This is a genomic window from Ensifer sp. LC384 (assembly GCF_001695865.1).
Taxonomy (GTDB): Bacteria; Pseudomonadota; Alphaproteobacteria; order Rhizobiales; family Rhizobiaceae; genus Ensifer.
In genome coordinates this window covers 49802-73162 of record NZ_MBST01000009.1, presented here as the reverse complement: position 1 = coordinate 73162, position 23361 = coordinate 49802, and the positions used below count along the sequence as shown (strand labels likewise).

The following is a 23361-nucleotide window of genomic DNA, read 5'->3' as shown; positions in this document are numbered from 1 at the left end:
AAATGCCTCCTCGCCAATCGGGCCAACGAGAGCGGTGCCTTCCATCATCTGGACCTATCGCGCAGATTGCCCCCATATCCCATCAGCTGGCGCGTGTACTCCTCCGCTGGTGCAAACGATATCTGTTCGGTCGAGCCGGCTTCGACGACCCGACCGCTGCGCATGACGACGAGCGTATCGGAAACATGCCGGACAACCTTGAGATTGTGCGTGACGAACAACATCGACAGCCCCAACTCCTGCTTGAGGTCGGCCAATAGGTTGAGGATCTGGGCCTGCACGGAAATGTCGAGTGCCGAGGTCGGCTCATCGAGAATGAGGAGCTTGGGCTGCAGCACCAACGCTCGCGCGATGGCGACACGCTGTGCCTGCCCACCTGAAAGTTCCCGCGCCCGACGGCTGAGGAAAGTGCCGGGCAGCCCACAACGTTCGAGCATGTCGGCTGCACGCTCACGCAGCTCCTGGGCAGGGACACGGCCTTGTGCCGTCATAGGTTCCGCCAGGATTTCCGCGATGGTCAGCCGCGGACTAAGGGAGAGGAAGGGGTTTTGCGCAACGACGCCGATCGCGCGGCGGCGCTCGCGCAAGACCTGTTCCGGCAAGGCCAGCCAGTCGTCGCCGTCGAGCCGGATGGTGCCGCTTTCGACCGGAACAAGCCGCAGGATGGCCCGCAGCAGACTGCTCTTGCCCGAGCCGGATTCACCGACGAGACCAAGCGTGCTGCCGCTCGCCAGTTCGAGGCTAATTGCGTTCACAGCCGGTGGCGGCGGGGCCGAGAAAAAGCCCGTTCGGCGATAGCGCACCACGAGATCGCGTATCTGCAGCAACGGCTCATCCATGGTGGGGCTCCAGGTGGCATGTCCAACAATGCTGCCCATCGCCCCGCTGCGGTGGCTTCGCCTCGCGACAGATCGGCAAGGCGCTTGCGCAACGCGGCGCGAAAGCACAGCCCTGGATCACGGCAAAGGGAGGTGGAATGTGGCCTTCGATCGACGCCAGCTTCTCGCCTTTGGCCACCGCATCCGGCAGTGCGGCGAGCAGAGCCCGTGTGTAGGGATGGCATGGCGTCGCCAAGAGCTCGCTCGTGCGTCCGGTCTCCACCGTATGGCCGGCATAAAGCACGGTGGCGCTGTCGCAACATTCGACAACAACGTCCATATCGTGCGTGATCATCAGCACCGTCAGTGCACGCTCGCGAACAAGCCGCTTCAGCAGCGCCAGCACCTGCGCGCCGACCGTCACGTCGAGCGCAGTCGTCGGTTCGTCGGCGATGATGAAGTCGGCGCCGGTCGCAAGCGCCTGCGCGATGACCACACGCTGCTGCATGCCGCCCGAAAGCTGATGCGGATAGCTCTTCAGGACCCGCCGCGGGTCCGGAAGACCGGTCGCCGCCAGCAATTCCTCGGCCGCTGCGCGCCGCTGGAAGCGCGGCAGGCCGCTGTGGCTCTTGAGCACATCGTCCATTTGCCTGCCGATCCGCAGCACCGGGTTGAGAGCTGCGGCCGGGTCTTGCGAAATCATGGCAATGCGCCGACCGCGCAGGCTTTTGGCGACATCGAGAAGATTGAGGCCGTCGAAGCGAAAGACGTCGGCCGAAACGCGCGCACTTTGCGGCAACAGGCCGAGCAGCGCCATGCCGGAGATGGTCTTGCCGCAGCCGGATTCCCCGATCATGCCATGGATCGTCCCGCGCTCGATCGTCAGGTCGACGTGACGAACAGCATGGATGGGATTGTGGAGGCTGCCAAAGCGGATCGACAGGTCCTTGATTTCAACGAGCGGCATCGCCCAGCCCTCCATCGTCGCCGCGCAGCGCGTCTCCCAGCACCGAAAAGGCAAGCGCAAGCACGAAGATGGTCACGCCCGGGGCAGCGGCGTACCACCAGCGCAGCGGAAAGAAGGAGCGACCGGCATTGACCATCTGCCCCCAGTCGGCCGTCGGCGGCAGGATGCCAAGTCCAAGAAATGACAGCGCTGACGCCGTCAGGAGTGCCGGACCGAAATCAAGCGCCGCCTGCACGGCGAGCGGCCGGCTGGTGCTCGGCAGGATGTGACGCAGGATGATCGTGCCATGAGAGACCCCCATCACCCTTGCCGCCTCGACATAGGGCTGGCCGCGCAGGACGAGGACTTCGGCACGCGCCAGCCGCGCATACCACGGCCACCAGGTGACGGCGACAGCAACGGTCGAGTTGACCATGCCCGCTCCCATGGCCGCCGCCATGAGAACCGCGAGCAAAAGCGCCGGGAAAGCCAGGAAGACATCGGTGACGCGCATCAGCGCATCATCGATCCACCCGCCGAAATAGCCCGCCAACAGGCCGACAGGCAGCCCGATTGCCAGCGAAAGGGCAACGATCAACATGCCTGTCGTCAAGGAGACACGAGCGCCATAGATGACCCGGCTGACCATGTCGCGCCCAAGATGATCGGTACCCAACCAATGCTCGGCCGACGGCGGCATCAGCTTGTCGGTGATATTGGGCGTGCCCATGCCCTGTGCCGGAAAGGGCGCGACCACAGGTGCAAGGATCGCCAGGAGAAAACAGAAGACGATGATCCCGAGGCTGATGGAGCCGGCCCAGCCCAGCCGCTTGAAAAGACTGCGCATCATAGGGCCACCCTCGGATCAAAGATCGCCTGTGCAAGGTCGATCAGGAGGTTCATCGCGACATAACAGATCGTCACCACCAGGGTTGCCGCCGCGATCACTGGAAAGTCTTTGGACAGGATCGCCTCGGAGACATAGCGGCCAAGGCCGGGCCAGGCGAAGATGATCTCGACCAGCACGGCTCCAGTCAGCGCATAGGCAAAACTCAGGCCGACAACTGTCAGCGCGGGACCCATGGCGTTCGGCAGCGCGTGTCCGAAGAGGATGCGCGACCCCGACAGGCCGAGCGCACGCGCGGCCACGATATGCCGTCGCTGCAGGATCTCGATCATGGCCGATCGAGTGAGCCGCATGGCCACACCAGCGGGATAGCTGGCAAGGGTCAATGCCGGCAACACGAGATGCGACACGGTATCGAAGAACGCCGCGGGGCGCCCGGCCAGGAGCGAATCCACCAGGTTGAAGCCAGTGACGGTTGGCAGCGGCGCAAGCACCGCGAACTCCTTTGACAGTCGGCCCGAAAGCGGCAGGATGCCAAGCCACTGCGCAAAGAAAGCCTGCAGAAGCATGGCCAGGAAGAAGGTGGGCATCGCCACAGCGGCAATCGAGCTTAGTCCGCCCAGCCGATCGAGCAGCCCGCCGCGCCCGGCTGCCGTCAGCACACCGGCCGGCACCCCGATCAACAGCGCCAGCACAGTGGAGAAGACAGCGAGTTCCAGCGTCGCCGGCAGAAAGACGGACAAGTCGTCGGCGATCAACCGCCGCGTCTTGTAGGAAGCGCCGAATTCTCCGGTAGCCATTCTGGCGGCGAAGGAGAAGAAGCGTTCATGCAGCGGCGCATCGAGCGCCAGCACCCTGCGCGCCGTCTCGATCTGTTCAGCCGTCGGCCGAGGACCGGCATAAAGTGCCGCCGGATCGGAGGGCACCACCTGGGCCACGACGAAGACCAGCAGAGTGACACCGAGCACGACGAAGACCGAGAGAACCAACCTTCGCAACAAATAACGCATCAGGTGCATGACGCCTCGCTCCCCGCCTCAGCGGCTCAGTTCGTGGACGAAGGTCACATGGCCATAGGCCGGGTTGTCAGCGTAGTTCTTGATATCGGCGCGAATGATGTGAACATTCGGCTTGTCGACGACAAAGACGGCAGCCGCCTCTTCGATCAGGATGCGCTGCGCCTTTTTGAAGGACGCCTCCGCAGCATGCCTGTCGGTCGCCGATCGTGTGTTGGCCTCATCAATCAGCTTGTCGAATTCCGCATTGGCGTAATAGCCGAGGTTGAAATTCGGCGCCGTCTCGGAATGGAAGAGATTGAACAGGTAATCGTAGGGCGTGACGAAGGTCGGCCACCAGTACATGAGGAAGATATCCTGCCCCGCCGCGGGATCGGCCTTGGCCAGTTGCCATTGCGCCTCCCAGGCCATCGGCTGCAGCGTCAGCGTAATGCCCAACTGCTCGAGATTGGCCTTCCAGAGTTCGCCGGCCAGCGCTTCGAGCGCGTCGCCGGTCGCATAGGTGAGCGTCAGCTCCAGTCCGCCTTCGGCAATGCCGGCTTCCGCCAGCAATGCCCGTGCCTTCTCGATGTCCGTTACCGGGATCGGCGCCTCCGCATCGTGCCCCCAGATACCAGGCGGAATGACCCCCTTGGCACGGGCGCCAAGGCCAGCGGTTCCGGCGGCGATGACGTCGTCATAGGGAAATGCGATGGACAGCGCCTGGCGGACCTTGACGTTGTCGAGTGGAGCACGGCGCGTGTTGTACATGCCCACCAGCGTTTCGAAGGACGGGTTCGCCACGACAGCCAGTTCCGGGCGTTCCTTCAGGCTTTCGAGATTGTCGTAGGGAATGCCGAAGGTCCAGTCGGCCTCTCCGCTTTCGAGCTTGTTCTGCGCCAGCACCACATCTTCGATGACCTCGAAGACCACCTTGTCGAAGGCGCCCTGCTGCCACCCGCCCCAGTAACCTTCGTTGCGGGTGAGGATCGCGCGTTGGCCGGGCTCGTAGGATTCGATCTTGTAAGGGCCGGTGCCGGCGCTGTTGCCGGCGTTGAACCAGGCATTGTCCTTGTCGATCGAGGCGGGGCTATAGATCCAAGCGGCAAAGCCGGCTGCCGCGGTTATGTCCATTGGCTGCGCCGTCTTGAGACGCATGATCACTGTTGCGGCATCCGGCGTCTCGATCGTCTCGACCGGCGCCCAGATGAAGGAGGCGCCGCCGGCTATCTTCTTGGTCCGTTCGATCGAGGCTTTTACCGCCTGCGCGGTCAGCTCCGCCCCATCATGGAACTTGATGCCGGGGCGCAGGCGGAATGTCCAGGTCAGGCCGTCCGGCGAGGACTGCCAGCTTTCGGCCAGCAAAGGCTCCACCTTGGCCTCGACACCGTCGCGTGCGGGAATGTAGCGCGTCAGGGTTTCGTAGGTATTGGCCAGCACAGCACCGTCATTCGAAAACGAGGTGGCGGGGTCGAGATCGGGAAAGCCCGCGGGATAGGCGAGCGTGAAGATCGACGTGCCATCGGCGGCCATCGCCTGGCGCCCACGCAAGGCAGGCACCCCGGCACCGAAGGCAAAAGCAGCAAAACCAGCAGTTTTCAGCAGATCACGACGGTTCATCACAGTGCTCCCACGGGAGCCGAAGAGGTTTCGCGCTCCATCTGTTTGTCGTTGACATAGGCATGCACGGGCTCGGCCATGTTCGGCTTGCCCAACGGCTCAAAATCAAACCCGTAGCCGAAAGCACGCGGGCCGACGGACGCAAGCGCCCGCTCGGTGCGCAACAGCGCCGGCGACGGGATCGCGAAGACGCTGACACGCAGACCGTAGCGCTGCTCTTCCGTGGCGATCGGCCGCCCCGTTTCACTGTCGACCATGCAGATCAGGTCGGGGACCATTGCCAAAGTCCGCCCGTCCTCGCGTGCGACCAGATATTCGTTCTGAATGTCGACCTCGACCGAACGGCCCGAGAACTGACCCAGTCCGGCGATCGTCATCCGCCCGCGCACGAAGCCGCCCTCGATCTTGCGACCGATATCGATGACCTTGCCCTGCAGGAGCAGCGTTCCGCCTTCCTGGTTCAGCACGGCAGCCACCGGGTCCGTCTTGGCAGCGCGCGCTGCAAGGACGGCATCGCCGAGCCGCCAAGCCTGGCTCACTGTGTGCGGAACGCCGAAACGGCGGACGAAATCACCGGTCATCGGCGCCGTGCACATATGCGCTGTGCACCCCATCGCAATCGTTCCGGCACGCATCAGCTTTTCCAGCATTTCCGGGCTGGTCGCTTCGGTGACGACGAGCACATTTCCGGAGGCATCGGCGAGTGCAGAGGGTGCAGAGGGATGGCCGTTGATGAAGAACGTGGTCATCTGCACTTCGGGAAAGGCGCGCCCCATGCCGTCGGCATCGACGACCGGGATGTCGAGTTTTGCCGCGGTGATCATCGGCGAGATGCCATTGGCCCCGCCGATCTCATCGGCGATGACGGCGTCGATCTGGCGGCCGATCAGCGCTTCGATCGAGCGCAGCACCCGTATGCCTTCGTCGCCCTCTTCCATCTTTTCGATGCCGACGGTCGGCGCACCGATGCCGCCAAGCGCCAATATCATGGAATCCGGCGCCAGGTCGGCCGGGCGGACCACCCTGATTTGGCGCCCCTGCCGAAGTTGCGCCTTGGCCATCAGCGCGCCGAGATAGGGGCTGCCGCCGCCACCGGTGCCGAGGATGCCGGCACCAAGCGCGATCCGGTCGATATCGGTTTCCTGCAAGTTCCAGAACTTCATGGGTTGAGATCCCCTACCACCTTGGCCGCGATCCGCATGGCATTGCCGGGCAGATAGGAGAGCGGCGTTTCATCGATTTCGGCGAGCGTCACGGTTGCTTCTGCCGCCCCTGCTTCGACAGCACGCCGGCGCGCCTCGGCGATAACGCCATCAAGCGCCGCCTGTCGCGACTGGCCATCAAGCGACACGATGTTGTCGACTTCCCCGGAGACCTGGGCGATCGCTGCACCGATGGCGTTTGCCGAACCGAAGTGGTCGGGCCGCAACGAGACGCTCGTTCCCTCCAAGAGGCCATCGACCAGCACCGAGCCGCCGCCGACAAGGATCGCCGGAATGGGCTCAGGCCCCGGCTTCATCTGGTCGACAACGGCCTCGACATCGCTTTTCATCTTGGCAAGCGCAGCCGCCACCATTGCGCCGTCGAGATGTTTCAGTCGCGTCTTGTCGCCAAGATCGACGAGCCCGGCGGCAGCGGCGACATCGGTCGCCGTCAAAGTGTCCCCGCCAAAGCAGAGCGCCTTTTCCGGCAGACGGAAGCCAACAGACTCTGGCCCGATGCGCAATCCACCCTCGTCACGCACGAGGCTGCCGCCCCCGAGGCCGAAGGAGAACACGTCCGGCACCCGGAAATTGGTTGGTACGCCGGCAATCGATGCACCCTCGCCGCGGCTGCGCGGGAAGCCGCCGATCAGCATGCCGATATCTGTCGTCGTGCCGCCGATATCGATGACGACGGCATCTTTCAGGCCGGTAAGGAAAGCCGCACCGCGCATGGAATTGGTCGGGCCGGAAGCGATGGTGAAGACGGGAAAGCGCTCTGCATAGTCCGCCGACATCAACGTGCCGTCATTCTGGGTGAGGTAGAGTGGGCAGGACAGTCCGAGCTCGCCGAAGGCCTGGCGAAAGGCCGCGATTGTCTCATGCCCGATGCGGTGGAGGCTGGCATTGAGGATCGCGGCGCTCTCACGCTGCAAAAGCCCGGTGCGGCCAATGCGGTGGGACAGGCTGATTGAGGCGCCGGGCAATTCCTCGGAGACGATTGCAGCCGCCTCCTGCTCCATACGGGAGTCAACCAGTGCAAACACCGAGCAAATGGCAATTGCGCCGATACCGCGGTCGCGCCAGTCGCGGCAGGCCTGCCGGATCGCATCGGCGTCGAGCGATGCGATCGCCGAACCATCGTAGTTCACGCCGCCGCCGACAAGTGCGGCGCCGCCATCAACGACAAGCCTGAGATCTTCGGGCCAGTCGATCATCGGAGGCAGTGCCCGCGTGGAAGAGCCACAGAGCCTCAGCACGCCGGTGCGCTGCAGGCGGCGGCGCTCGACCAAGGCATTGAGAAAATGCGTCGTGCCGATCATCACTGCGCCGACCTGATCACCAGGGATGCCCGCAGCCGAAAGCACCGACCGGATCGCGCCCGAGACGCCATCGGTGACATTCTCCGTCGTCGCCGTCTTCACCGTCGCAAGAACTTCGTTGCCCCGCAGCAGCGCCGCGTCCGTGTTCGTTCCTCCGACATCCACGCCAATGCGCAAACGCTCCGTCATTTAGTCCTCCTGGCGCGGCGCCCCGCTCCGTTTGCCGACGGCTCGCGCTGGCTCAGCGCCGTCGTGCGAGTGCCGTAGATCTTGTACATCCGTAGGATCATGTTGGTGACGACCCGGTGCACCCCGGGGATCTTGCCGACAGTGCCCTCGGTGAATTCGAAGAGTTCGGCATTGGTATCGAAAAAGACCGAAGCAGCGAGCGCGTAGCGCCCGGTGATCGCCGCGAGATATCCGACCTCGTCATACTCGCCGAGTTCGGCTGCGACCTCATCGGCCTTGCCCGGCTCGACCTCGATCAACAGCTCTGCCTGAACGTCACGGCCGATGGCCGTTGGATCGGGAATGGCGCCGATAACGATGTGCCGGTTCTGCAGGAGCGCGGCGATGCGGTTACGCACCGTGCGTTCGGAAACATTGCCGATGCGCGCGGCGATTTCCGATGCGGAAAGCCGCCCATCCTCGGTCAGCATGGAAATGACCGTTCGGTCGAGCTCGTCCAGATCGTCTCGGTTCGTCACCAGCTGCTCCTCAGGCTTATCTAACCAACAGCTTATTTTCCGAACCGGCATAAAGTCAATTACATTATTCCGAATCGGCATAAAATATTTCCAAGGTGCCGTTTCGGAAAACATATTATTGCCATAGCGGCAACTCTCAGCGACTGCGCAGCAGATCGGCAAGGTGTCGCGCGAAGACACCCTGCTTGCTGGATCGGGACGGTGGGGGCGAAGTGAGCGAAGAGCGTATCGGTGGCGTCGAGAGCCGCTTCCCGTGCTGTGATCCTGAGACGGACGCTGCCGCCCTCGTCGCTGAGAGCGAAATCAAGCCGCCCGAAGTTTTGACGCCATCGCCCAGGCACTCGGCGACATCTGCAACCTCTCCGGCGTGGATAATGCCGCAACGGCTCCAAGACCGCCGGATATGAGGCCAATTAAACGCGACAAGCGCCAGGACACGCAGGCGACAATTTATCTAAAGACCTGGGCTAAGTACCATGCGCCCCAAACTGCCGGGGCTAGAAACGAGGCGTAAGGAATGCGTCGCCCTGCCGGCCAATGACCGTGCTTCATCGTCGAACCCAGTACGAACAAAAGCGCGCCCAAAGTTGCACAAAAAACAACCAACGCAAAATTTTCCCAGCCGATCCAAATACCTGCAGCAGCGCCGAGTTTGATATCGCCCAGTCCTAACCCCTCGACACCGCGGAGCCTGAAATAGAACTCTCGCACCAACAGCAATGCCCCGCCGGTCAGTGTGGCATCGCGGGCGATCTGAAGGAGAGTTCGCGACGTCGCCACTCCCACCGGATCGACGCCAACGAACCATGCTGTGATACCGATAACGGCGACCATCGCATTCGTAAAATCCGAAACCCTGAGGCTTCGCCAATCCTGAAGCGTGATAGCTGTCATGCAGCCAGCAAGGAGCACCGACAGAAATACTCGCGCCGCTTCGAGGGTTGCGAGCCCAACCACGAGCGCAGCCACGGTCGCGACGACGACCGGAAGTAAGTCCGGGCCAATGTGCTTGGAAAGCAGCACTACTTCAATGCTTTCGAGCCCATGCCCCACATCCGCCCCTGCAGCTCCTCGGCAACGCTCTGCGCATCGCGTGAATCGCGGATGACCATCGGCCTGATCATGATCAGCAGCTCGGTTCGCGCATTCGACCGGTTTTTGCTGCCGAACAGGCTACCGACGTGCTTCAGGCGGCTGAGGAAGGGAATGCCGTCTTTCCCGCGCTCCTGCGTTTCGCTGATCAAGCCGCCAAGCAGCACCGTCTGGCCGTCGAGGACCGATACCGAACTCGAAATGCTTCTGTTGGAGATGACCGGCGTCAGGCTGTCGCCATTGGTTGCGTTCGATATTTCCTGGTCGATTCTCATCGCCACCACGCCGTTCTCGGCGATCCTCGGGCGCACGTTCATGATGATGCCGGTGTCCCGGTATTCCACCTGGTTGCTGACCGGCGCATCGGCGGTTTCGACGGGCACAACCGTACGTGTAATGATCGGAATCTGATCGCCGACCTGGAAGCGCGCGACTTCGTTCTCGACCACCACCAGCGACGGCGACGACAGTATCTGAACGTCAGTGATCTTATCCAGCGCGCTGATGATCACATCCGGGCTGCTTTCCGAACCCAGGACGAAGTTGAAGCCGGGAACCTCGCGGGCAACGTTGTCGGCCAGAACCTTGAACAGACCGAACGATCCGTTGTCGGTGCCCAGACCGACCGATTTGCTCTTCACGAAATACTGGACGCCGAAGCGCAGTTCGTCGGTGAGCCGAACCTCCGCCATCGTCACACTGATCGCGACCTGCAGCTGAGGAACGTCGATCCGCGTCAGGGCGGCAAGCACGCGCTTGCGCATCTCGAGATCGGCGTAGATCACGATCGAATTGTTGGATGGATCTGAGCGGATGCGAACCGGCTCGGCCCCAAGCTCCGGTTCCAAAGGAGCGCCAAAGCGCGCCGGGTCAATGTCGACGACATCTTCGCCGGTGGCCGCTGGCTCCTGCGTGGCTGCTTCATCGGGCGCCGCCTGCTCTTCGCCTTCAGCCTCTTCGTTGGCCGCAAACAGGCGCTGCAGAAGTTCGGCAATCTTCGTCGCGTCGCGATATTTGACGCGATAGACATGAACGCTTTGCCCGAGATCAGGATTCTCCCGGTCGAGACGGCGGACCCAGGTGTGGGCGCGTTCCGTCAGTGTCCGGTTCTGCGAAACCGCCAGGACTGCACGCAGCCGCGGCATCGACATGAACTGTATGACGTTGTCGCCATTGCCGCCTTTGCTGGCGAAAATCCGCTCAAGCTCGGGAATGACGGCTTCGGGGCGGGCATGCTGCAGCGGCAGGACTGCCACCGACTGATCCTTCATCCAGTCGACGTCGAATGCCGTCACCGTCTCCAGCGCCGCCTCGCGATCCGGCCCGCTGCCGGCGATCAGAATCGCGTTGCGCGTGGTGTCAATTCGCAGCGAGCCCGGACGCGCGCCGAAGCCGTCGACGAGTCGCGAAAGCGCCTGCGCCGAAACATACCTCAGCGGCACGACCGTAATGCCAAAGCCCGTCGGGCGACCTTTCATGCTGACCTGGCCGGCGACCGAAGATCCAGCCTCGACGATCTGAAAGGCACTGCCGCGCCGAACCAGATCGGCACCATTCATTTCAAGCAGCGTTTCGAGAATGGACATCAGGTCGTCACGGGGAACCGGCCGCGCGCTCGACAGCGTCACCGTCCCACTTACCGTTGGATCGATCGTGTAAGTCTGGCCAAGCGTATCGCCAAGGATGGCTTGCACGACGTCACGAAGCTCGGCCCCCTGAAAATTCAGATTGACACTATCGCCGCTTGCACCTTCCCCGCCACCTGGAGCGGCGACAACCCCGAGGCGAGAGCTTGAATAGATCGCCGGCTGGCGGGCGTCTGCCGATCCGGCAGACGCATAGCCCATCGTCGAATTACCACCATTTCTGAGTGTGCGCGCCTGCAGGTCCGCGCTTGTCACCGAGCCAAGGATCGAGTCGACGTCGTTTCCCAATCGCCCCTCTTCCTGAGAGACGCAGCCCATGGCCAGCAGACAGACACCGAAAAACAAAGCCGTCCGAAGAACTGTACCGCTAGATCTCATCTCGTCACGACTGATTCTCGCTTCACTCATGTCGAAGCCTAGCATTTCTGAAAGAGACCACTATTATTATCAGCGGCTAATCCACTTCTTCCATCACGGTTCTTGGGGATAACCGCATCCGGTCGCCAAGGCCGGCATGTAACAGTCCTCGATGTCGCCGAGCCGCCAAAGATGGCGGCTGAACGAACGAGGCGGTGCGGTGGCATACGGCGGCGGGACGGATGAATACGGCAAAGACTGTAACGCAATTCATTCGCTATCTATTGACGAGGGAGGACCTGGTCGGACCATCGGAAAGGCTGACCTTGGAGCGCTTTCTCGCGGATACGCCCTCAAATTACGCCGGCCTTTGGGAAACTGGGCTTTTGTCGGGAGAACTGCTTGCCGACGCAATTGCCGAGTTTCATGGCTTGGGCCGGGCCGCATTCGACCACATCGAGTTTCGTCCCGAGCTGACTGAAGATTTATCGGCACGGTTCCTGCGCGCCGCATGGGTCGTGCCGGCGCTCGAGGGCGAGTGTCGGTTGCTGGTCGTTGCCGATCCGAGCCGAAGCGACGCGATCGAAGCAGCCTTGGCGGCCCTTGGCCAACAGGTGGAATTGCGGATCGCGACGTTCGAGGAAATGGCGATGCTGTTCGAGCGCATGCTTTCCCAGGAGCAGGTCGAAGACCAAAGGACAGAGCAATCGGCGGCACCTGTTCCTGGCGATCGAAACGAGGAGGATCTCGATCGCCTCCACGATATCGCCAGCGGGGCGCCGATCGTTCGGGCCGTGGACCAGCTCCTTGAAACCGCCCTCAGCCTATCGGCAACGGACATTCACATCGAGCCTCAACCTGACGGCGTAAGGCTGAGGATGCGCGTCGATGGAATGCTGCGGACGATGCAGCCGCTTTCGAACGAGATCGCGCGCGGCGTCATCTCACGTATCAAGATCCTGGCAGGGTTGAATATTGCCGAACGCCGGCTGCCGCAAGACGGCCGCGCGCGCATATTGATCAATTCGACTCGGGCCGATTTTCGGGTCGCGACGATGCCGACGCTGCACGGAGAGGCTCTGGTCGTGCGCATCCTTGTCAAGGGTGCCGAAGCCCTCGATCTTTCCCGTCTGGGCATGTCGTCGCGCGACTTCTCCGTTCTCCATAGGCAGCTGGCCGAGCCTCATGGCCTTGTTGTCGTGGCCGGCCCGACGGGTTGCGGCAAGACGACCACACTGACCGCGGCATTGTCCAATCTGAACAGCCCCGAACGCAAGATCATGACGATCGAAGATCCGATCGAGTATCAGATGGCGGGCGTCAGCCAAACCCAGGTCAAGCCGTCCATAAACCTGACGTTTGCCAATGCGATGCGGTCGTTCCTTCGTCAGGACCCCGACATCATGATGGTGGGTGAGATGCGGGACAGCGAAACCGCCTCGATCAGTCTCCAGGCAGCGTTGACAGGCCACCTGGTCCTAACGACCCTGCACACCAACAGCGCGGCAGACGCCATCATAAGGTTGATGGATCTGGGCGTCGAAACCTTCCTTCTGGCGTCCGCACTGCGTTGCGTCATTGCTCAGCGCTTGGTCAGAAGGTTGTGCGAGCGTTGCAAGGCGCCGATTGAAGACGAAGCGCACGCCACCTCGACATCGGCGGCGCGTCAGCGCTTTGCCGAACGCCCCGGCGACACCTGCTTTCGCGCGGTCGGCTGCTCCTATTGCGGTGACAGCGGCTATCGCGGGCGCGTTGGAATATTTGAGGTCCTGCCTGTCGATGGCGAGATCACCGCACTGATCCGAAAGGATGCGGATCCTCAAAAGATTCAGACCGTCGCCGTCCAGGCGGGCATGACAACCATGATGGAAGACGGGCTTGCGAAGTACCGGCGCGGCGTCACCTCGATCGAAGAGGTTCTGCGCGTAACGGTCTGATCATCGAATGGGCAGAAACATCTTGTACTCTTGGCTATGCCCACTCTGCTCGAAGGCGACGGTGCGGCTGTCGACAATCGAGAGGTTCCAGTTCCGATATTTCTCGCCGTCCTTGAGGCGATGAATCTGGCCACTTGCAGCATCCTGGAGAAGGGCTTGCCGACTGTCTGTCGTCGATATGATGCCGACGAGCTTGAGCTCCGGCGGGGCGTCCGGCACGGTCTCAACGTCGGCGGCGGCGACCGGCGCCGGCGTATCCACCGTCTCGTCAACAACGGGAGGCTGCCGCGTCGGCGTAAACAAAGGATGCAATCTCGTCGCCTCGAGCCTGTCGAGGGTCGCCCCCTGAAGCCAGGGGGCCTCGTCGGGTGTTGGTGATTGGGACGACGCGGGGCCTGCGAAAAGCAGGACGGCAATGAGCACCGACAAACGCGGATCCGACAGGGCCGTCATCGTTCAGCCCTCCGCCAATAGCCTTCGACGAGCGCCAAAACGCGCAATGTCGGCGATGCATGGGGCGCCTCTTCATCGAGCGCCAGGCTCTCGATGTTGATGGATTTGACAACCAGCGCTGTCGTGTTGGTCTCGGTCGCGAACAGTATCTTTTGCAAGGGTTCGATGCTGGTGTGGAAAAGAATCCGCATTTCGACCGTGCCCCCGGCGGGGTCGGTCTCTTCGGACGCGACAAATTCGAACTGCGAGACCACAGCACCGGTCTGGCCGATGATATCGGTGACGAGCCGCTGAAGCTCGGCGCCTGCAATAGCGGGCGTATCCCCGGGCAAATAGGAGCGTACGCTCGCGCCATCACCAACGCCGCCCACACCGCCGCCAAGCGCAGACAGCCGAGCTTTGAGTGTGTCGACCAGGGCCGTGTCGTTCCTGTTCTCCTCAGCAAGACGCGACACGACTATGGCACTCCACGCAACGACAAGGACCGGCAGCACCACCAGACAGGAAAGTGCGGCAATCGCCGCTACCCTGACACGTCGTGTGCTGCCGCGTGGGGTTCTCATTGTCTACCCGTTTCCGTAAAGCGCGCCAGGATCTCAAATCGTTCCAGTTTAGTATCATTGTCACGAATGATGGGTGCGGAAAAACCGGCCGCCTCCAACATATCCGAGTTTTCCAACAGGCTGATTAGATTGGCCGCGTTTGTGGAAAGACCTGTGACCCGGACATCGCGATCGTCTACGTCGAGAGTTGTGAGGTAAGTGGTGTCCGGAACTCGCTTGGAAAGTTCATCCAGCAGCAAGACCATGGGTACGGCGTCCCATTTGCGCGCCAGGTTGAGCCCGGGGTCCTTCGTCGTCTCTGCCTCCTTACGGGCCACCTCGATGGCGCCACGCAGGCTTGCGAGAGAGGCGTCGATGCGGGCTGCCTCCGCGGCGGCACGATTGACGCGCCAGCCGGCGCCCGTCACCAGGATCGCGCCCACGCCGGCCAAGACGCAAAGGCAAAACAGGGAAATGTGCCGTCGCCTCTCGCGCAACGCCGCCTTGGCGCCCGGCAAAAGGTTGATCGTGCTTGGGCTGTCGGGCGGGTCCGACGCAAGACCCACAACGACCGGCGTTATGCCGACTGCTTGGTACGGTTCGATGGCGCTGCGCATCGTCGTGAGCGACGTCGCGACAAGCCGCACATGCAAGTGGCCGGAAAGCCTGGCGGCCTCGTTCTCCTGGATGTCGTAGTCGTACACCATCTTCTCCGATGGCCACGGCATGATCTGCTCGATCTGATGCCGGATGATCGCCTCGATGTGACCGCGGCTGGCGGCCGGCAGACGCAGAGAACGCACCACAACCCCGTCACCCGCCAGCCGCAGCTCGACGGGATGTGCTCCGACTATCTTGTTGAGCCAGCCATTCCGCAAATCCGCACGCGCGCCGTCCCCCTTGTGCACCGGTCGGGCGCGGCCGACGCGATAACAGGAGAGCTTCGCCCGTTCATCGACAAGAAGAAATTTACCACGCGCCGCGTGCGGGAGCCCGATCATGGCCTGCCACGACGTCATCTCGTCGAGAAGTGCAGCCATCCCGCGCTTGATGTATGCGACAAGACCACTCATCCAATCCGCCCCGCCATCAACGAGCCGCCCGACCTGCAGGAGCCCATTCGTACACAGCATATCCCTTCGCCTCGTCTTCGGCATCCGCTATGATGGCGTGCGCAGCGCTTGTCCTGCCACTTTCGCTGCGGGCGATCACATTAAGCCGGTATACTTTAGGGCGCTCTTGCGTGACGAATTTGTCATACCGCTGAAACAGCCCTCGCAATTCGCCGTCGTCACTTTCTGCGCCGCCCGTTTCACTGGCGGCCAAGGCCGAGGCATGCCTATCGCTCATCTCAGGGACAGCCATCAAGACACGGCGCGACAAAGCTGCCGGATAGAGCAAGCCCGTGCGGTTGTAGACGGTGACAAACGCTTCCAGGCGCAGATAGTCGGCTTCGCTCAAACCCCTGATGAAGCGCAGTTCGCTCACAGACTGGAACGCAACGTTTGCCGGTAGGCCGTTTGCATCGCTTGCCAAATAGTCCGCGCGCTCGGCGCCGCCCGTCGTTCTTTCATCGTCCTCATCACGCCAGTCGACGACCCGCGCGGCGAACGACTTGGGTGAAAGCGACTGCCCTCCTGCGGCCTTGAACACGCCCTCCAGCAATTCGGGTGGTGACGCGTTCAGATCCACCCGTCCAGTCTCCGCCGAGACATGCAAGGTAACGCTGCCGCTTGGCAGACGAATTGTCCTTCCATCCACCGACGCGGCATCGATATCCGCGATGACGAGAAGGTATGCAGACGCTGCAACGCCGCTTTCCAGCAGGTTTTCCATCACGAGGTCGTCCGCCCCCAGCCTTGTCAGCACGAGTGCCGGCCGCGACAGCAGCACCAACATCGATACAATCCCGGCCAGCAGGCCGCTGACGACAAGCACGGCAAGCGTGGCAAATCCGCTATCGCGCCGCATTGCCGCCTCCCCTGCAGACGTCTCCCTCGCCGCAGGCCGAAGGCGAGTCGACGTGCGGTGAGATCATCAGCGTCAACGGTGCCCGCCGCTCGTCGGACCTGTCCCAAATCTGCAGTCGAACAATGTCAGGAAGCTTGGACTGCGCAACCCAGGATCCGCGCCAAATGGTCCCGCGCTCCGTAATCTCGGCAAAGGAAAAGCGCCAGCGCCACGCCCCCTCGAAGAATGCGATCGGCGCGGACGAGCGAGCCCTTTCGAAATCAGCCGCTCCAGGAACCCGCACGGCTGAAGACCTTGTGAGCGCGGGCGGCTTGGACCTCACCGCAATCCACACCGTCTGATCCGCCCCAAACTGCGCCTCGACCCTGATGGCAAACCCGAGCGCCTCGTCGCTGCCATAAAACAGGAGCGGCGCATTGGCTGCCGCGCCTGTCTTGACTGCGGCGATCTGTGAAAGATCTCTTCGCAATGCGGCAAGGCCGGTCGTAAGCTCTTCGAGTGTGGCGGCCCCTCTCGAAGCCGCGGCCGACGAACGTGTCACAAGCGAAACCGCGAGCATGAGTGCGTGCAAGACGAGTGCGCTGAGCAGGAGCACGGCCAGTGCTTCAAGAAGCGCGAAACCTTCGTCTTTCGGTGCCCGCACTCTGTTCATTGGGCAACCCCGACCAAGAGACGGTCAACGGCAAGGACTCGCGAAGCAGATACCTCGACGGAAATTCTTGCTTCAAGCAGCGCGCGGCCGTTGCCTGGCGGCGCATCGGCTACTTCCGCTGGGACAACAACCACACGCCATTGGCGTCCCCGCACCTCACCAGAAAAAACACCGGGCCGTGTTCGCCCGTTTCGCAACTCCCCCGCCAAAACCTCCTCGGCGACCAGCCTGGCCTCAAGCCAGGCACGGGAATGACCGATCGACGCGCGGGCAGATACCAGACTGCGAGGAACGACCGAAACCACCGCCGCAAGGATCGCGACCGCAACGAGAACCTCGAGCAGGGTGAAACCCGCGTCGCCACGGCACTTGTCCTTGGCCACCTCTCGACGAACGACGTGCGGGGTCATCGGCGCATACTCAGTACCTCCGACAGCGTGACGCCCGAGGTCAACGGGTTGACCGCTATGCGGTAGGCGACATTGGTCCCCTCGATACTCAATACGCCGCCGAGCGCGCGTCCATCCGCTTGAAAGACAAACCCGCGGTAGCCGGCCGCTTGCCGGCGGCCGGAGCTCTCGATCCACATCGCCGTGCCGTCGGGCAAGACGACCTTTCGACCTGAAGCACCCGAGACCACCGTCCTGCGCTGCGGATCGACGGCAGAAAGGACCGGCCGCCCCTGCTCTATCGCCGTATTTCTGTCATGGCGCAAAAGTGCGGTGATCTCGGCTGACCGCACCCTCAGAGCCAAGGCGCGGTTGGCCTGCGACAGGTGGGGCAACGACATTGCGGCAACCAGTGCCACGATCGCGAGCGCAGCCAGGATCTCAAGCAACGCAAATCCGCTGTCGCATTCCGCATCATTGCTGGATGGTGATATCGGCTGCGCCATCGGTTCCTCCCTCGACACCATCGGCACCATAAGAGATGATCTGAGGTCTCCCCTTGCCACCGATACGGTATTGATATGGATTGCCCCAGGGATCGAGCGGCACGGAGGCCTGCTGGATATAGGGGCCCTTCCAGCGCTTGATCGCCGCACCGTCTACGAGCGCGTCCAGCCCCTCCCGTTCGGTCGGGTAGCGCGCCATATCGAGATAGAAGAGATCGAACGCCGAAGAGAGAGCCTCGATCTGCAGCTTCGCGGCGCGGACGCGCGCCTCGGAGAGATATCCGAGCACCCGCGGAGCGGCGATGCCGGCGACGAGGCTGAGGATGATCAGGACGACCAGCAACTCAAGCAGCGTGAACCCGCCCTCTCTTTCATCGTGCCCATACCGGCAAGCACTGTGGTCGATTGGCTTTGAGCGACGGGGTGTTTTCATAGGGGTCACAACAGCAGTTCGTTCAGACTGAGCAAGGCAGTGATCACCGAGACGATGATCCAGGCGATGAAGGCGCTGATCGCCAGCAGGACAAGCGGGCCCGCTATCGCGGTGGCGCGGGCAATCGATCGGTCGAGTTTCGTTTCATAGTAGCTTGCGACCCGCCATGCCGCCTTGTCGGCCTCTCCCGTTGTCTCGCCCACTCGCATTATCTGCAGGCCATAGGGCGGGAGGAAGTCGATGCGAGCGAGCGCATCGGTAAGGCGGCTCCCGTCGCGAACTTCGGCAAGAACTCCGGCGACGAGGTTGGCGGAGTTCTTGTCTCGCATGAGGTCTCGGATGAGCCGGAGTGCGGTCGGCAGATCGACACCGCTTCTGCTCAGCATCGCGAGTGTCGAACAGAAGACGACAGCGCGCTGCTGCATGAGCAAGGTGTCGAAACCAGGGATATGGCGAAGCATGGAGATTAGCGCCGCTTTCACCGCGTCGCTGCGCGCGACGAAAACTGCCGCACCGGTCAAAACCGCCGCCGCGTATGCCAAAAGTGCGCGGTGCCCAACGGCAATGCGCGACAGCGTGAATACCAAAGGTTCGGATCCGAGCGACGAGTTGCCCGTTTCGACGAGAGCTTGATCGAATTGCGGAACCACGACGATAAGCACAAAGAAGAACACGCCGATCGCCGCGAAAATCAGAAAACAGGGATAGGCCAGCGCAGAGGTCAACCGATGCCTCAGTTCGCTCTGGCGCCGTCGATTTTGAGCGATCACTTGCAGCGTGACATCGAGATTGCCAGCGACTTCCGCGACCTCCACCATTTTGACGTAGGTTCGCGGAAAGGCCTTTGGATAAGCCGCTATCGCCTCACCAAGACTGTGGCCCTTCGATATAACTTCCCAGATCGAATAGACGATGCCGGCGAGCGCGCGGCGTTTGGTCGATTGATAAATGATCTGAAGGGCGCGGTCCAAAGCGACGCTGCCGGTGAGCAGGGCTGCAAGATCCTCGGTGAGCGCTGTTACATCTTCGTATGATGGCGTCGGCGCCAGGATTGAAGCGCGTCGCTTCGGGGCGGATCGGTTCACTTCCTCTATGTCTATCGGCAGAAGAGACCGGCGTTCGAGTTCAGTCGTCATCACCGCGCTCGAAGCCGCGTCCAGATACCCCTCTAGTATGTGTCCGGACTGGTCGATAGCCCGATACCGGAAGCTCGGCATAACCATTCACCACCACTGGAGTGCTGCAGACGGGCGAGAACTCAACCCTGGCGATAAAGCCGGATCGAATACTAAGCTCAAGGTAATTATAAAAGAATGTCGGAAATCCTCAACAGAGGAACGTCGCAAAACCGGCGACCGACAACAATTCGTTCGATCTAAGTCGGAATAGTTATAAGACTAAAGTCTGGTCTAATCATTGTGATTGCAAGTGTTGAGGGGTACTATCTGCAGACATACAGATCGGAGGACCATGAACTACATTTGATAGGGGCGGATTAAATGTACATTTCTAACGATGCGTCGCGGGCGCGACAGAGAGAAGCGCGGCTCGCACGGGAAAACCGTGCCGAGATCGCTCGGGCAATCAATCAGGAACAGGTAACACGTCGCGAGTTGTTGCGATGGGGCATTTTCACGGCCAGCGGAATGCTCGCCATGAAAAATGGGCTCAGTCCGTTTGCAAAAAGCGCCTATGCGGCGGTGCCCACCGGGGCGCCGCGTACGCCGCTGTTCGGCATCAAGAAATTCTCGCAACCGATGAATCGTTTGCACCTGCTCAACCCTGTGCCGATGACGCGGACGTCAGAGGGTCATGCCTTATTTCCCGCACAACTGGCTGAAAGGCCGGCGAAGCGATTGTCCTATCACACCGACTTTTCGGCCGATCCGACAAACAGGCAATTCATCAATCCCAGGACCAATCGCGGGCCAATCGAGGGCCGGCCGCCCGGCGAAATCTTCGCTCATCAGCGCTGGGACGAGTTCTTTCCCAAGGTCGGTTACATCATGAGGCTGGGCCAGATTACCCAAGGCGCTACCGGCGGATACTTTCACGATGGTTTTCCGCACCAACAGCCAAACAGCGCCTGGTGCTATGGCGCCGGCAGGGCCGGCGAATGCAGCCTGCCGCCGTTCCTCATCAAGGGCCGTTACGGCGAACCCATCGTCACGCGGATCTACAATGATCTGCCCGTCGACAGGGCACAGAACAACGGCTTCGGCCGCAACGAGACCCAGCTTCACTTTCACAATGCGCACAATGGCGCCGAAAGCGATGGCGCAGCGAATGTGCACCACTTCCCGGGCACGTTCTACGACTACCGCTGGAGCACGACGCTTGCGCGGCGCGACAAGATCAACACACAGGCCACCGATCGGCGGGCATCAGGACCGGACGATAGTACCGGTCTCATCAATGTCCCCGGAGACTTCCGCGAACTGCAAGGCAGTATGTGGGCGCACGATCACCGCTTCTTTTTCACCGCGGAAAACGTCTACAAGGGCAATTTGGGCGCCATCAACTACTATAGCGGCCCTGACCGCGGCAACGAGGAGCTCTCCGACGGCGTCAATCTGCGGCTGCCCAGCGGCAAACTGCTGGGCTGGGGCAATGTCGATTTCGACGTCAACCTGATCTTTTCCGATTGCGCATGCGACGCGTCGGGCCAGCTGTTCTTCGACATTTTCGACACGGACGGAATGCTCGGCGATGTGCCGCTGGTCAATTTCGGCTATGCACCATTCTTCGAAGTCCTGCCGCGAAAATATCGCTTCCGCATTCTGAACGCCTGCATGTCACGTTTCCTGAAGCTTGCCCTGGCCGATGCCAAAGGAAATCCTGTCCCGATCAAATTCATCGCCAATGACGGGAACCTGGTGGTCACCCCCCTGACCTTGACCTCCCTTCCCGTGCAGGGCATAGCGGAGCGCTACGATATCATCGTCGACTTTTCCGGCTTCCGGATCGGCGACAAGATACGGGTGGTCAATCAGATCCTCCATGACGATGGCCGCGGGCCCAAGGAAGAACTCAGCCTGGCAGCGGCCATCAAGGGCCTTTCCAAGGATCCGGTGGTCGGGCCGATGCTTGAGTTTCGGGTGGTCGGCGCAGTCGAAAGCGTCGATGTGCCCGGTGTCATCCACCGCGCCACGGACCCGGACGTCAGCCGCGTTCCGCCCAAATTAACCGAACAAATACCGATCGTTACGCCGGTGCGCACAAGGCTCGTCGAGTTCGGCAGGTCGGGAGATGGGGATTCCCGCGGGCCGGACGGGTGTGTTCCGGATTGTGGCGAAATGGTCAACTTCCCCTGGACGATTCGCATCAATGGCGAAACGTCGCATTCCATGAATGCCAACCGAATTTCCCTGCTGGTTCCGAAAGCCGGCGAGGTGGAGCATTGGACCTATAGGAACGGCGGCGGCGGGTGGGATCACCCTATTCACCTCCACTTCGAGGAGGGCGTCACCATTTCGCGCACCGGAATGAAGCTTGCAGCGACCGAGAACCTCCAGCGGAAGGACGTCTGGCGGCTTGGCGAAAGCGGCAGCGTCACCTTCCAGGTGCAGTTCGGCGAATTCGGCGGCGCCTATGTCAACCATTGCCATAACACCGTGCATGAGGACTTCGCGATGCTGGCGCGCATTCAACTGCTGACCGGTGTGGCCGGCTCACCCCAAAGCGCGGTGACCCCTACTCCAAACCCAACCCCGGACGGCGTCGTTTTCACCACCCCGGAGATCCTGCCCGAAGGCGCGCCCAAGGGCTGGCAGGACAGCCAGCCGATGCAGGCCGCACAGCTTTCAGGCACTGTTGTTCCTTGAACGGTTGGCCGAGCCGAGGCCCGGTCAACCAGGAAGGGATTTGTCCTCGTTATGTGAGCTTGGCGCGCGTGCCGCGCCGGCTTGCCTGCTGTTTGGAGATCCAGATGAAACGATGGTTCGCGGCCGTCGCGGCGGTAACCGCAATTTTTCTATCCAGCCCAGGCGAACCGGCGGCCAAGAGTTCGCGTTGGGGAAAGGACTACTTCCCGAATGTCGACGTCGTTACCCAAAATGGCGACAGGGTTCGGTTCTATGACGATCTGATCAAGGACAGGATCGTCCTCATCAGCTTCATCTTCACCAACTGCACGGACCTTTGCCCGCTGACGACAGCGCGCATCGCCCAGGTGGTGGACAGGTTGAGAGACGAAATCGGCAACGACATTTTTGTACTCTCGATCACGGTCGACCCCGAAAACGACACGCCGGACAAACTGAGAACCTTCGCCAACGCCTTTTACACCGGCCCTGGCTGGACATTCATCACGGGGAAGCCAGCCGACATTCGTGCCATCAATTCAAAGCTTGGCAACAAGAGCGATGTGGCGACCCAGCACCGCAACGAAATCGTTCTTGGCAACGACAAAACTGGCGAATGGACAAGAAACTCGCCGTTCGCGGACATCGAGAACCTCGAGCTTGCCATCCGCGACATGGATCCGGACTGGCGGGATCGTCGTCACGTTCGGCAGGATGCCTTGGCAGCGGACCATGACCCACAGGGCCTGACAATCGGCCGCGAACCGGGGCAGGTCCTGTTCAAGAAGATCTGTGCACCTTGCCACACAGTGGGCGTAACCGATCATATCGGCCCCGATCTGCTCGGCGTCACGGACCGGCGTGACCCCAAGTGGCTGGTGGAAATGATCATGAACCCGGCCGGACTGCGCGCAAATAGAGACCCAATCCTCGCCGACCTCGACGCGAAATACAAAGGCGTCCGCATGCCAAATCTCGGCCTGTCGGCGAGCGACGCATCGGACCTCATCTCGTATCTGGCCAGCAAAACGGCTCAGATAGAGGAGTTGCGGGCCGAGCCCGAGGAATCGCATCTCCACCCCACACAAGGCGGGTCTCATCACCAGCACAAATAGACGACCGC

At 61.7% G+C, this 23361-nt stretch carries 22 protein-coding genes; 3 read left to right on the top strand and 19 right to left on the bottom strand.

Features of this window, described 5'->3' with window-relative positions; genetic code table 11:
• Positions 1-44 precede the first annotated feature (44 nt).
• The 10 genes from BC363_RS10325 to gspD form a co-directional block, all read right to left on the bottom strand.
• A complete protein-coding gene (locus BC363_RS10325; protein ID WP_065781797.1) occupies positions 45-839 on the bottom strand; it encodes a dipeptide/oligopeptide/nickel ABC transporter ATP-binding protein in 795 nt (264 codons plus the stop codon).
• Positions 832-1785, bottom strand: coding sequence for an ABC transporter ATP-binding protein (locus BC363_RS10320; RefSeq protein ID WP_065781872.1), 954 nt, complete (start codon positions 1783-1785; stop codon positions 832-834). The genes BC363_RS10325 and BC363_RS10320 overlap by 8 nt, the downstream gene beginning before the upstream one ends.
• Complete coding sequence (locus BC363_RS10315; RefSeq protein WP_065781799.1) at positions 1772-2614, bottom strand: ABC transporter permease; 843 nt, start codon at positions 2612-2614, stop codon at positions 1772-1774. The genes BC363_RS10320 and BC363_RS10315 overlap by 14 nt, the downstream gene beginning before the upstream one ends.
• Positions 2611-3630: an ABC transporter permease gene (locus BC363_RS10310; RefSeq protein ID WP_083222684.1), complete on the bottom strand. Its 1020-nt coding sequence runs from the start codon at positions 3628-3630 to the stop codon at positions 2611-2613. Before BC363_RS10310 ends, BC363_RS10315 begins: the two co-directional genes overlap by 4 nt.
• Before the next feature lie 18 nt (positions 3631-3648).
• Complete coding sequence (locus tag BC363_RS10305; RefSeq protein ID WP_065781801.1) at positions 3649-5226, bottom strand: ABC transporter substrate-binding protein; 1578 nt, start codon at positions 5224-5226, stop codon at positions 3649-3651.
• Complete coding sequence (locus BC363_RS10300; RefSeq protein WP_065781804.1) at positions 5226-6389, bottom strand: DUF917 domain-containing protein; 1164 nt, start codon at positions 6387-6389, stop codon at positions 5226-5228. The genes BC363_RS10305 and BC363_RS10300 overlap by 1 nt, the downstream gene beginning before the upstream one ends.
• The gene (locus BC363_RS10295) at positions 6386-7939 is read right to left on the bottom strand and encodes a hydantoinase/oxoprolinase family protein (RefSeq protein WP_065781806.1); all 1554 of its coding nucleotides are present in this window, start codon (positions 7937-7939) and stop codon (positions 6386-6388) included. The genes BC363_RS10300 and BC363_RS10295 overlap by 4 nt, the downstream gene beginning before the upstream one ends.
• Positions 7936-8457, bottom strand: a complete 522-nt coding sequence (locus BC363_RS10290; RefSeq protein ID WP_065781808.1) for an Lrp/AsnC ligand binding domain-containing protein — start codon at positions 8455-8457, stop codon at positions 7936-7938. The genes BC363_RS10295 and BC363_RS10290 overlap by 4 nt, the downstream gene beginning before the upstream one ends.
• 450 nt (positions 8458-8907) lie before the next feature.
• Positions 8908-9480, bottom strand: coding sequence for an A24 family peptidase (locus tag BC363_RS10285; RefSeq protein ID WP_244519842.1), 573 nt, complete (start codon positions 9478-9480; stop codon positions 8908-8910).
• Positions 9480-11483, bottom strand: a complete 2004-nt coding sequence (gene gspD / locus BC363_RS10280; RefSeq protein WP_244519841.1) for a type II secretion system secretin GspD — start codon at positions 11481-11483, stop codon at positions 9480-9482. Before gspD ends, BC363_RS10285 begins: the two co-directional genes overlap by 1 nt.
• Before the next feature lie 395 nt (positions 11484-11878).
• Between gspD and BC363_RS10275 the strand changes: the two genes are divergently transcribed.
• Positions 11879-13489, top strand: a complete 1611-nt coding sequence (locus tag BC363_RS10275; protein WP_244519840.1) for a GspE/PulE family protein — start codon at positions 11879-11881, stop codon at positions 13487-13489.
• On the opposite strand, the gene BC363_RS10270 is transcribed toward BC363_RS10275, so the two are convergent.
• Genes BC363_RS10270 through BC363_RS10230 form a run of 9 tightly spaced genes read right to left on the bottom strand, consistent with a single transcriptional unit; the run spans position 13490 to position 19571 of the window.
• Entirely contained in the window at positions 13490-13942 is a 453-nt protein-coding gene (locus BC363_RS10270) for a hypothetical protein (protein ID WP_065781814.1), read from the bottom strand.
• The gene (gene gspM, locus BC363_RS10265; protein WP_065781816.1) at positions 13939-14505 is read right to left on the bottom strand and encodes a type II secretion system protein GspM; all 567 of its coding nucleotides are present in this window, start codon (positions 14503-14505) and stop codon (positions 13939-13941) included. The genes BC363_RS10270 and gspM overlap by 4 nt, the downstream gene beginning before the upstream one ends.
• Positions 14502-15557 carry a PilN domain-containing protein gene (locus BC363_RS10260; protein ID WP_065781878.1) on the bottom strand — a complete coding sequence of 352 codons (1056 nt, stop codon included), beginning with the start codon at positions 15555-15557 and terminating at the stop codon, positions 14502-14504. Before BC363_RS10260 ends, gspM begins: the two co-directional genes overlap by 4 nt.
• Before the next feature lie 16 nt (positions 15558-15573).
• Positions 15574-16455, bottom strand: coding sequence for a type II secretion system protein GspK (locus tag BC363_RS10255; protein WP_065781818.1), 882 nt, complete (start codon positions 16453-16455; stop codon positions 15574-15576).
• Positions 16442-17107 (bottom strand): hypothetical protein, encoded by a 666-nt coding sequence (locus tag BC363_RS10250; protein ID WP_065781820.1) that lies wholly within the window; start codon positions 17105-17107, stop codon positions 16442-16444. The genes BC363_RS10255 and BC363_RS10250 overlap by 14 nt, the downstream gene beginning before the upstream one ends.
• The gene (locus BC363_RS10245; protein ID WP_065781822.1) at positions 17104-17517 is read right to left on the bottom strand and encodes a prepilin-type N-terminal cleavage/methylation domain-containing protein; all 414 of its coding nucleotides are present in this window, start codon (positions 17515-17517) and stop codon (positions 17104-17106) included. Before BC363_RS10245 ends, BC363_RS10250 begins: the two co-directional genes overlap by 4 nt.
• A complete protein-coding gene (locus BC363_RS10240) occupies positions 17514-18002 on the bottom strand; it encodes a prepilin-type N-terminal cleavage/methylation domain-containing protein (protein ID WP_065781824.1) in 489 nt (162 codons plus the stop codon). The genes BC363_RS10245 and BC363_RS10240 overlap by 4 nt, the downstream gene beginning before the upstream one ends.
• Complete coding sequence (gspG, locus tag BC363_RS10235; RefSeq protein WP_065781826.1) at positions 17971-18435, bottom strand: type II secretion system major pseudopilin GspG; 465 nt, start codon at positions 18433-18435, stop codon at positions 17971-17973. The genes BC363_RS10240 and gspG overlap by 32 nt, the downstream gene beginning before the upstream one ends.
• Positions 18436-18440: 5 nt before the next feature.
• Positions 18441-19571: a type II secretion system F family protein gene (locus BC363_RS10230; protein WP_244519839.1), complete on the bottom strand. Its 1131-nt coding sequence runs from the start codon at positions 19569-19571 to the stop codon at positions 18441-18443.
• Positions 19572-20291: 720 nt separating this feature from the next.
• Between BC363_RS10230 and BC363_RS10225 the strand changes: the two genes are divergently transcribed.
• Entirely contained in the window at positions 20292-22259 is a 1968-nt protein-coding gene (locus tag BC363_RS10225; protein WP_244519838.1) for a multicopper oxidase domain-containing protein, read from the top strand.
• Entirely contained in the window at positions 22256-23353 is a 1098-nt protein-coding gene (locus BC363_RS10220; RefSeq protein WP_244519837.1) for an SCO family protein, read from the top strand. Before BC363_RS10225 ends, BC363_RS10220 begins: the two co-directional genes overlap by 4 nt.
• The last annotated feature ends 8 nt before the right edge of the window (positions 23354-23361 follow it).

Excerpts from the sequence above, each read along its gene's own strand:
- BC363_RS10315 (WP_065781799.1), bottom strand. The coding sequence starts at position 2,614 with ATGATGCGCAGTCTTTTCAAGCGGCTGGGCTGGGCCGGCTCCATCAGC.
- BC363_RS10240 (WP_065781824.1), bottom strand. The coding sequence starts at position 18,002 with ATGGCGCAGCCGATATCACCATCCAGCAATGATGCGGAATGCGACAGC.
- BC363_RS10300 (WP_065781804.1), bottom strand. The coding sequence starts at position 6,389 with ATGAAGTTCTGGAACTTGCAGGAAACCGATATCGACCGGATCGCGCTT.
- BC363_RS10270 (WP_065781814.1), bottom strand. The coding sequence starts at position 13,942 with ATGACGGCCCTGTCGGATCCGCGTTTGTCGGTGCTCATTGCCGTCCTG.
- BC363_RS10325 (WP_065781797.1), bottom strand. The coding sequence starts at position 839 with ATGGATGAGCCGTTGCTGCAGATACGCGATCTCGTGGTGCGCTATCGC.
- BC363_RS10250 (WP_065781820.1), bottom strand. The coding sequence starts at position 17,107 with ATGAACAGAGTGCGGGCACCGAAAGACGAAGGTTTCGCGCTTCTTGAA.
- gspG (WP_065781826.1), bottom strand. The coding sequence starts at position 18,435 with ATGAAAACACCCCGTCGCTCAAAGCCAATCGACCACAGTGCTTGCCGG.
- BC363_RS10305 (WP_065781801.1), bottom strand. The coding sequence starts at position 5,226 with ATGAACCGTCGTGATCTGCTGAAAACTGCTGGTTTTGCTGCTTTTGCC.
- BC363_RS10320 (WP_065781872.1), bottom strand. The coding sequence starts at position 1,785 with ATGCCGCTCGTTGAAATCAAGGACCTGTCGATCCGCTTTGGCAGCCTC.
- gspM (WP_065781816.1), bottom strand. The coding sequence starts at position 14,505 with ATGAGAACCCCACGCGGCAGCACACGACGTGTCAGGGTAGCGGCGATT.
- BC363_RS10245 (WP_065781822.1), bottom strand. The coding sequence starts at position 17,517 with ATGACCCCGCACGTCGTTCGTCGAGAGGTGGCCAAGGACAAGTGCCGT.
- BC363_RS10255 (WP_065781818.1), bottom strand. The coding sequence starts at position 16,455 with ATGCGGCGCGATAGCGGATTTGCCACGCTTGCCGTGCTTGTCGTCAGC.
- BC363_RS10295 (WP_065781806.1), bottom strand. The coding sequence starts at position 7,939 with ATGACGGAGCGTTTGCGCATTGGCGTGGATGTCGGAGGAACGAACACG.
- BC363_RS10230 (WP_244519839.1), bottom strand. The coding sequence starts at position 19,571 with ATGACGACTGAACTCGAACGCCGGTCTCTTCTGCCGATAGACATAGAG.
- BC363_RS10260 (WP_065781878.1), bottom strand. The coding sequence starts at position 15,557 with ATGAGTGGTCTTGTCGCATACATCAAGCGCGGGATGGCTGCACTTCTC.
- BC363_RS10310 (WP_083222684.1), bottom strand. The coding sequence starts at position 3,630 with ATGCACCTGATGCGTTATTTGTTGCGAAGGTTGGTTCTCTCGGTCTTC.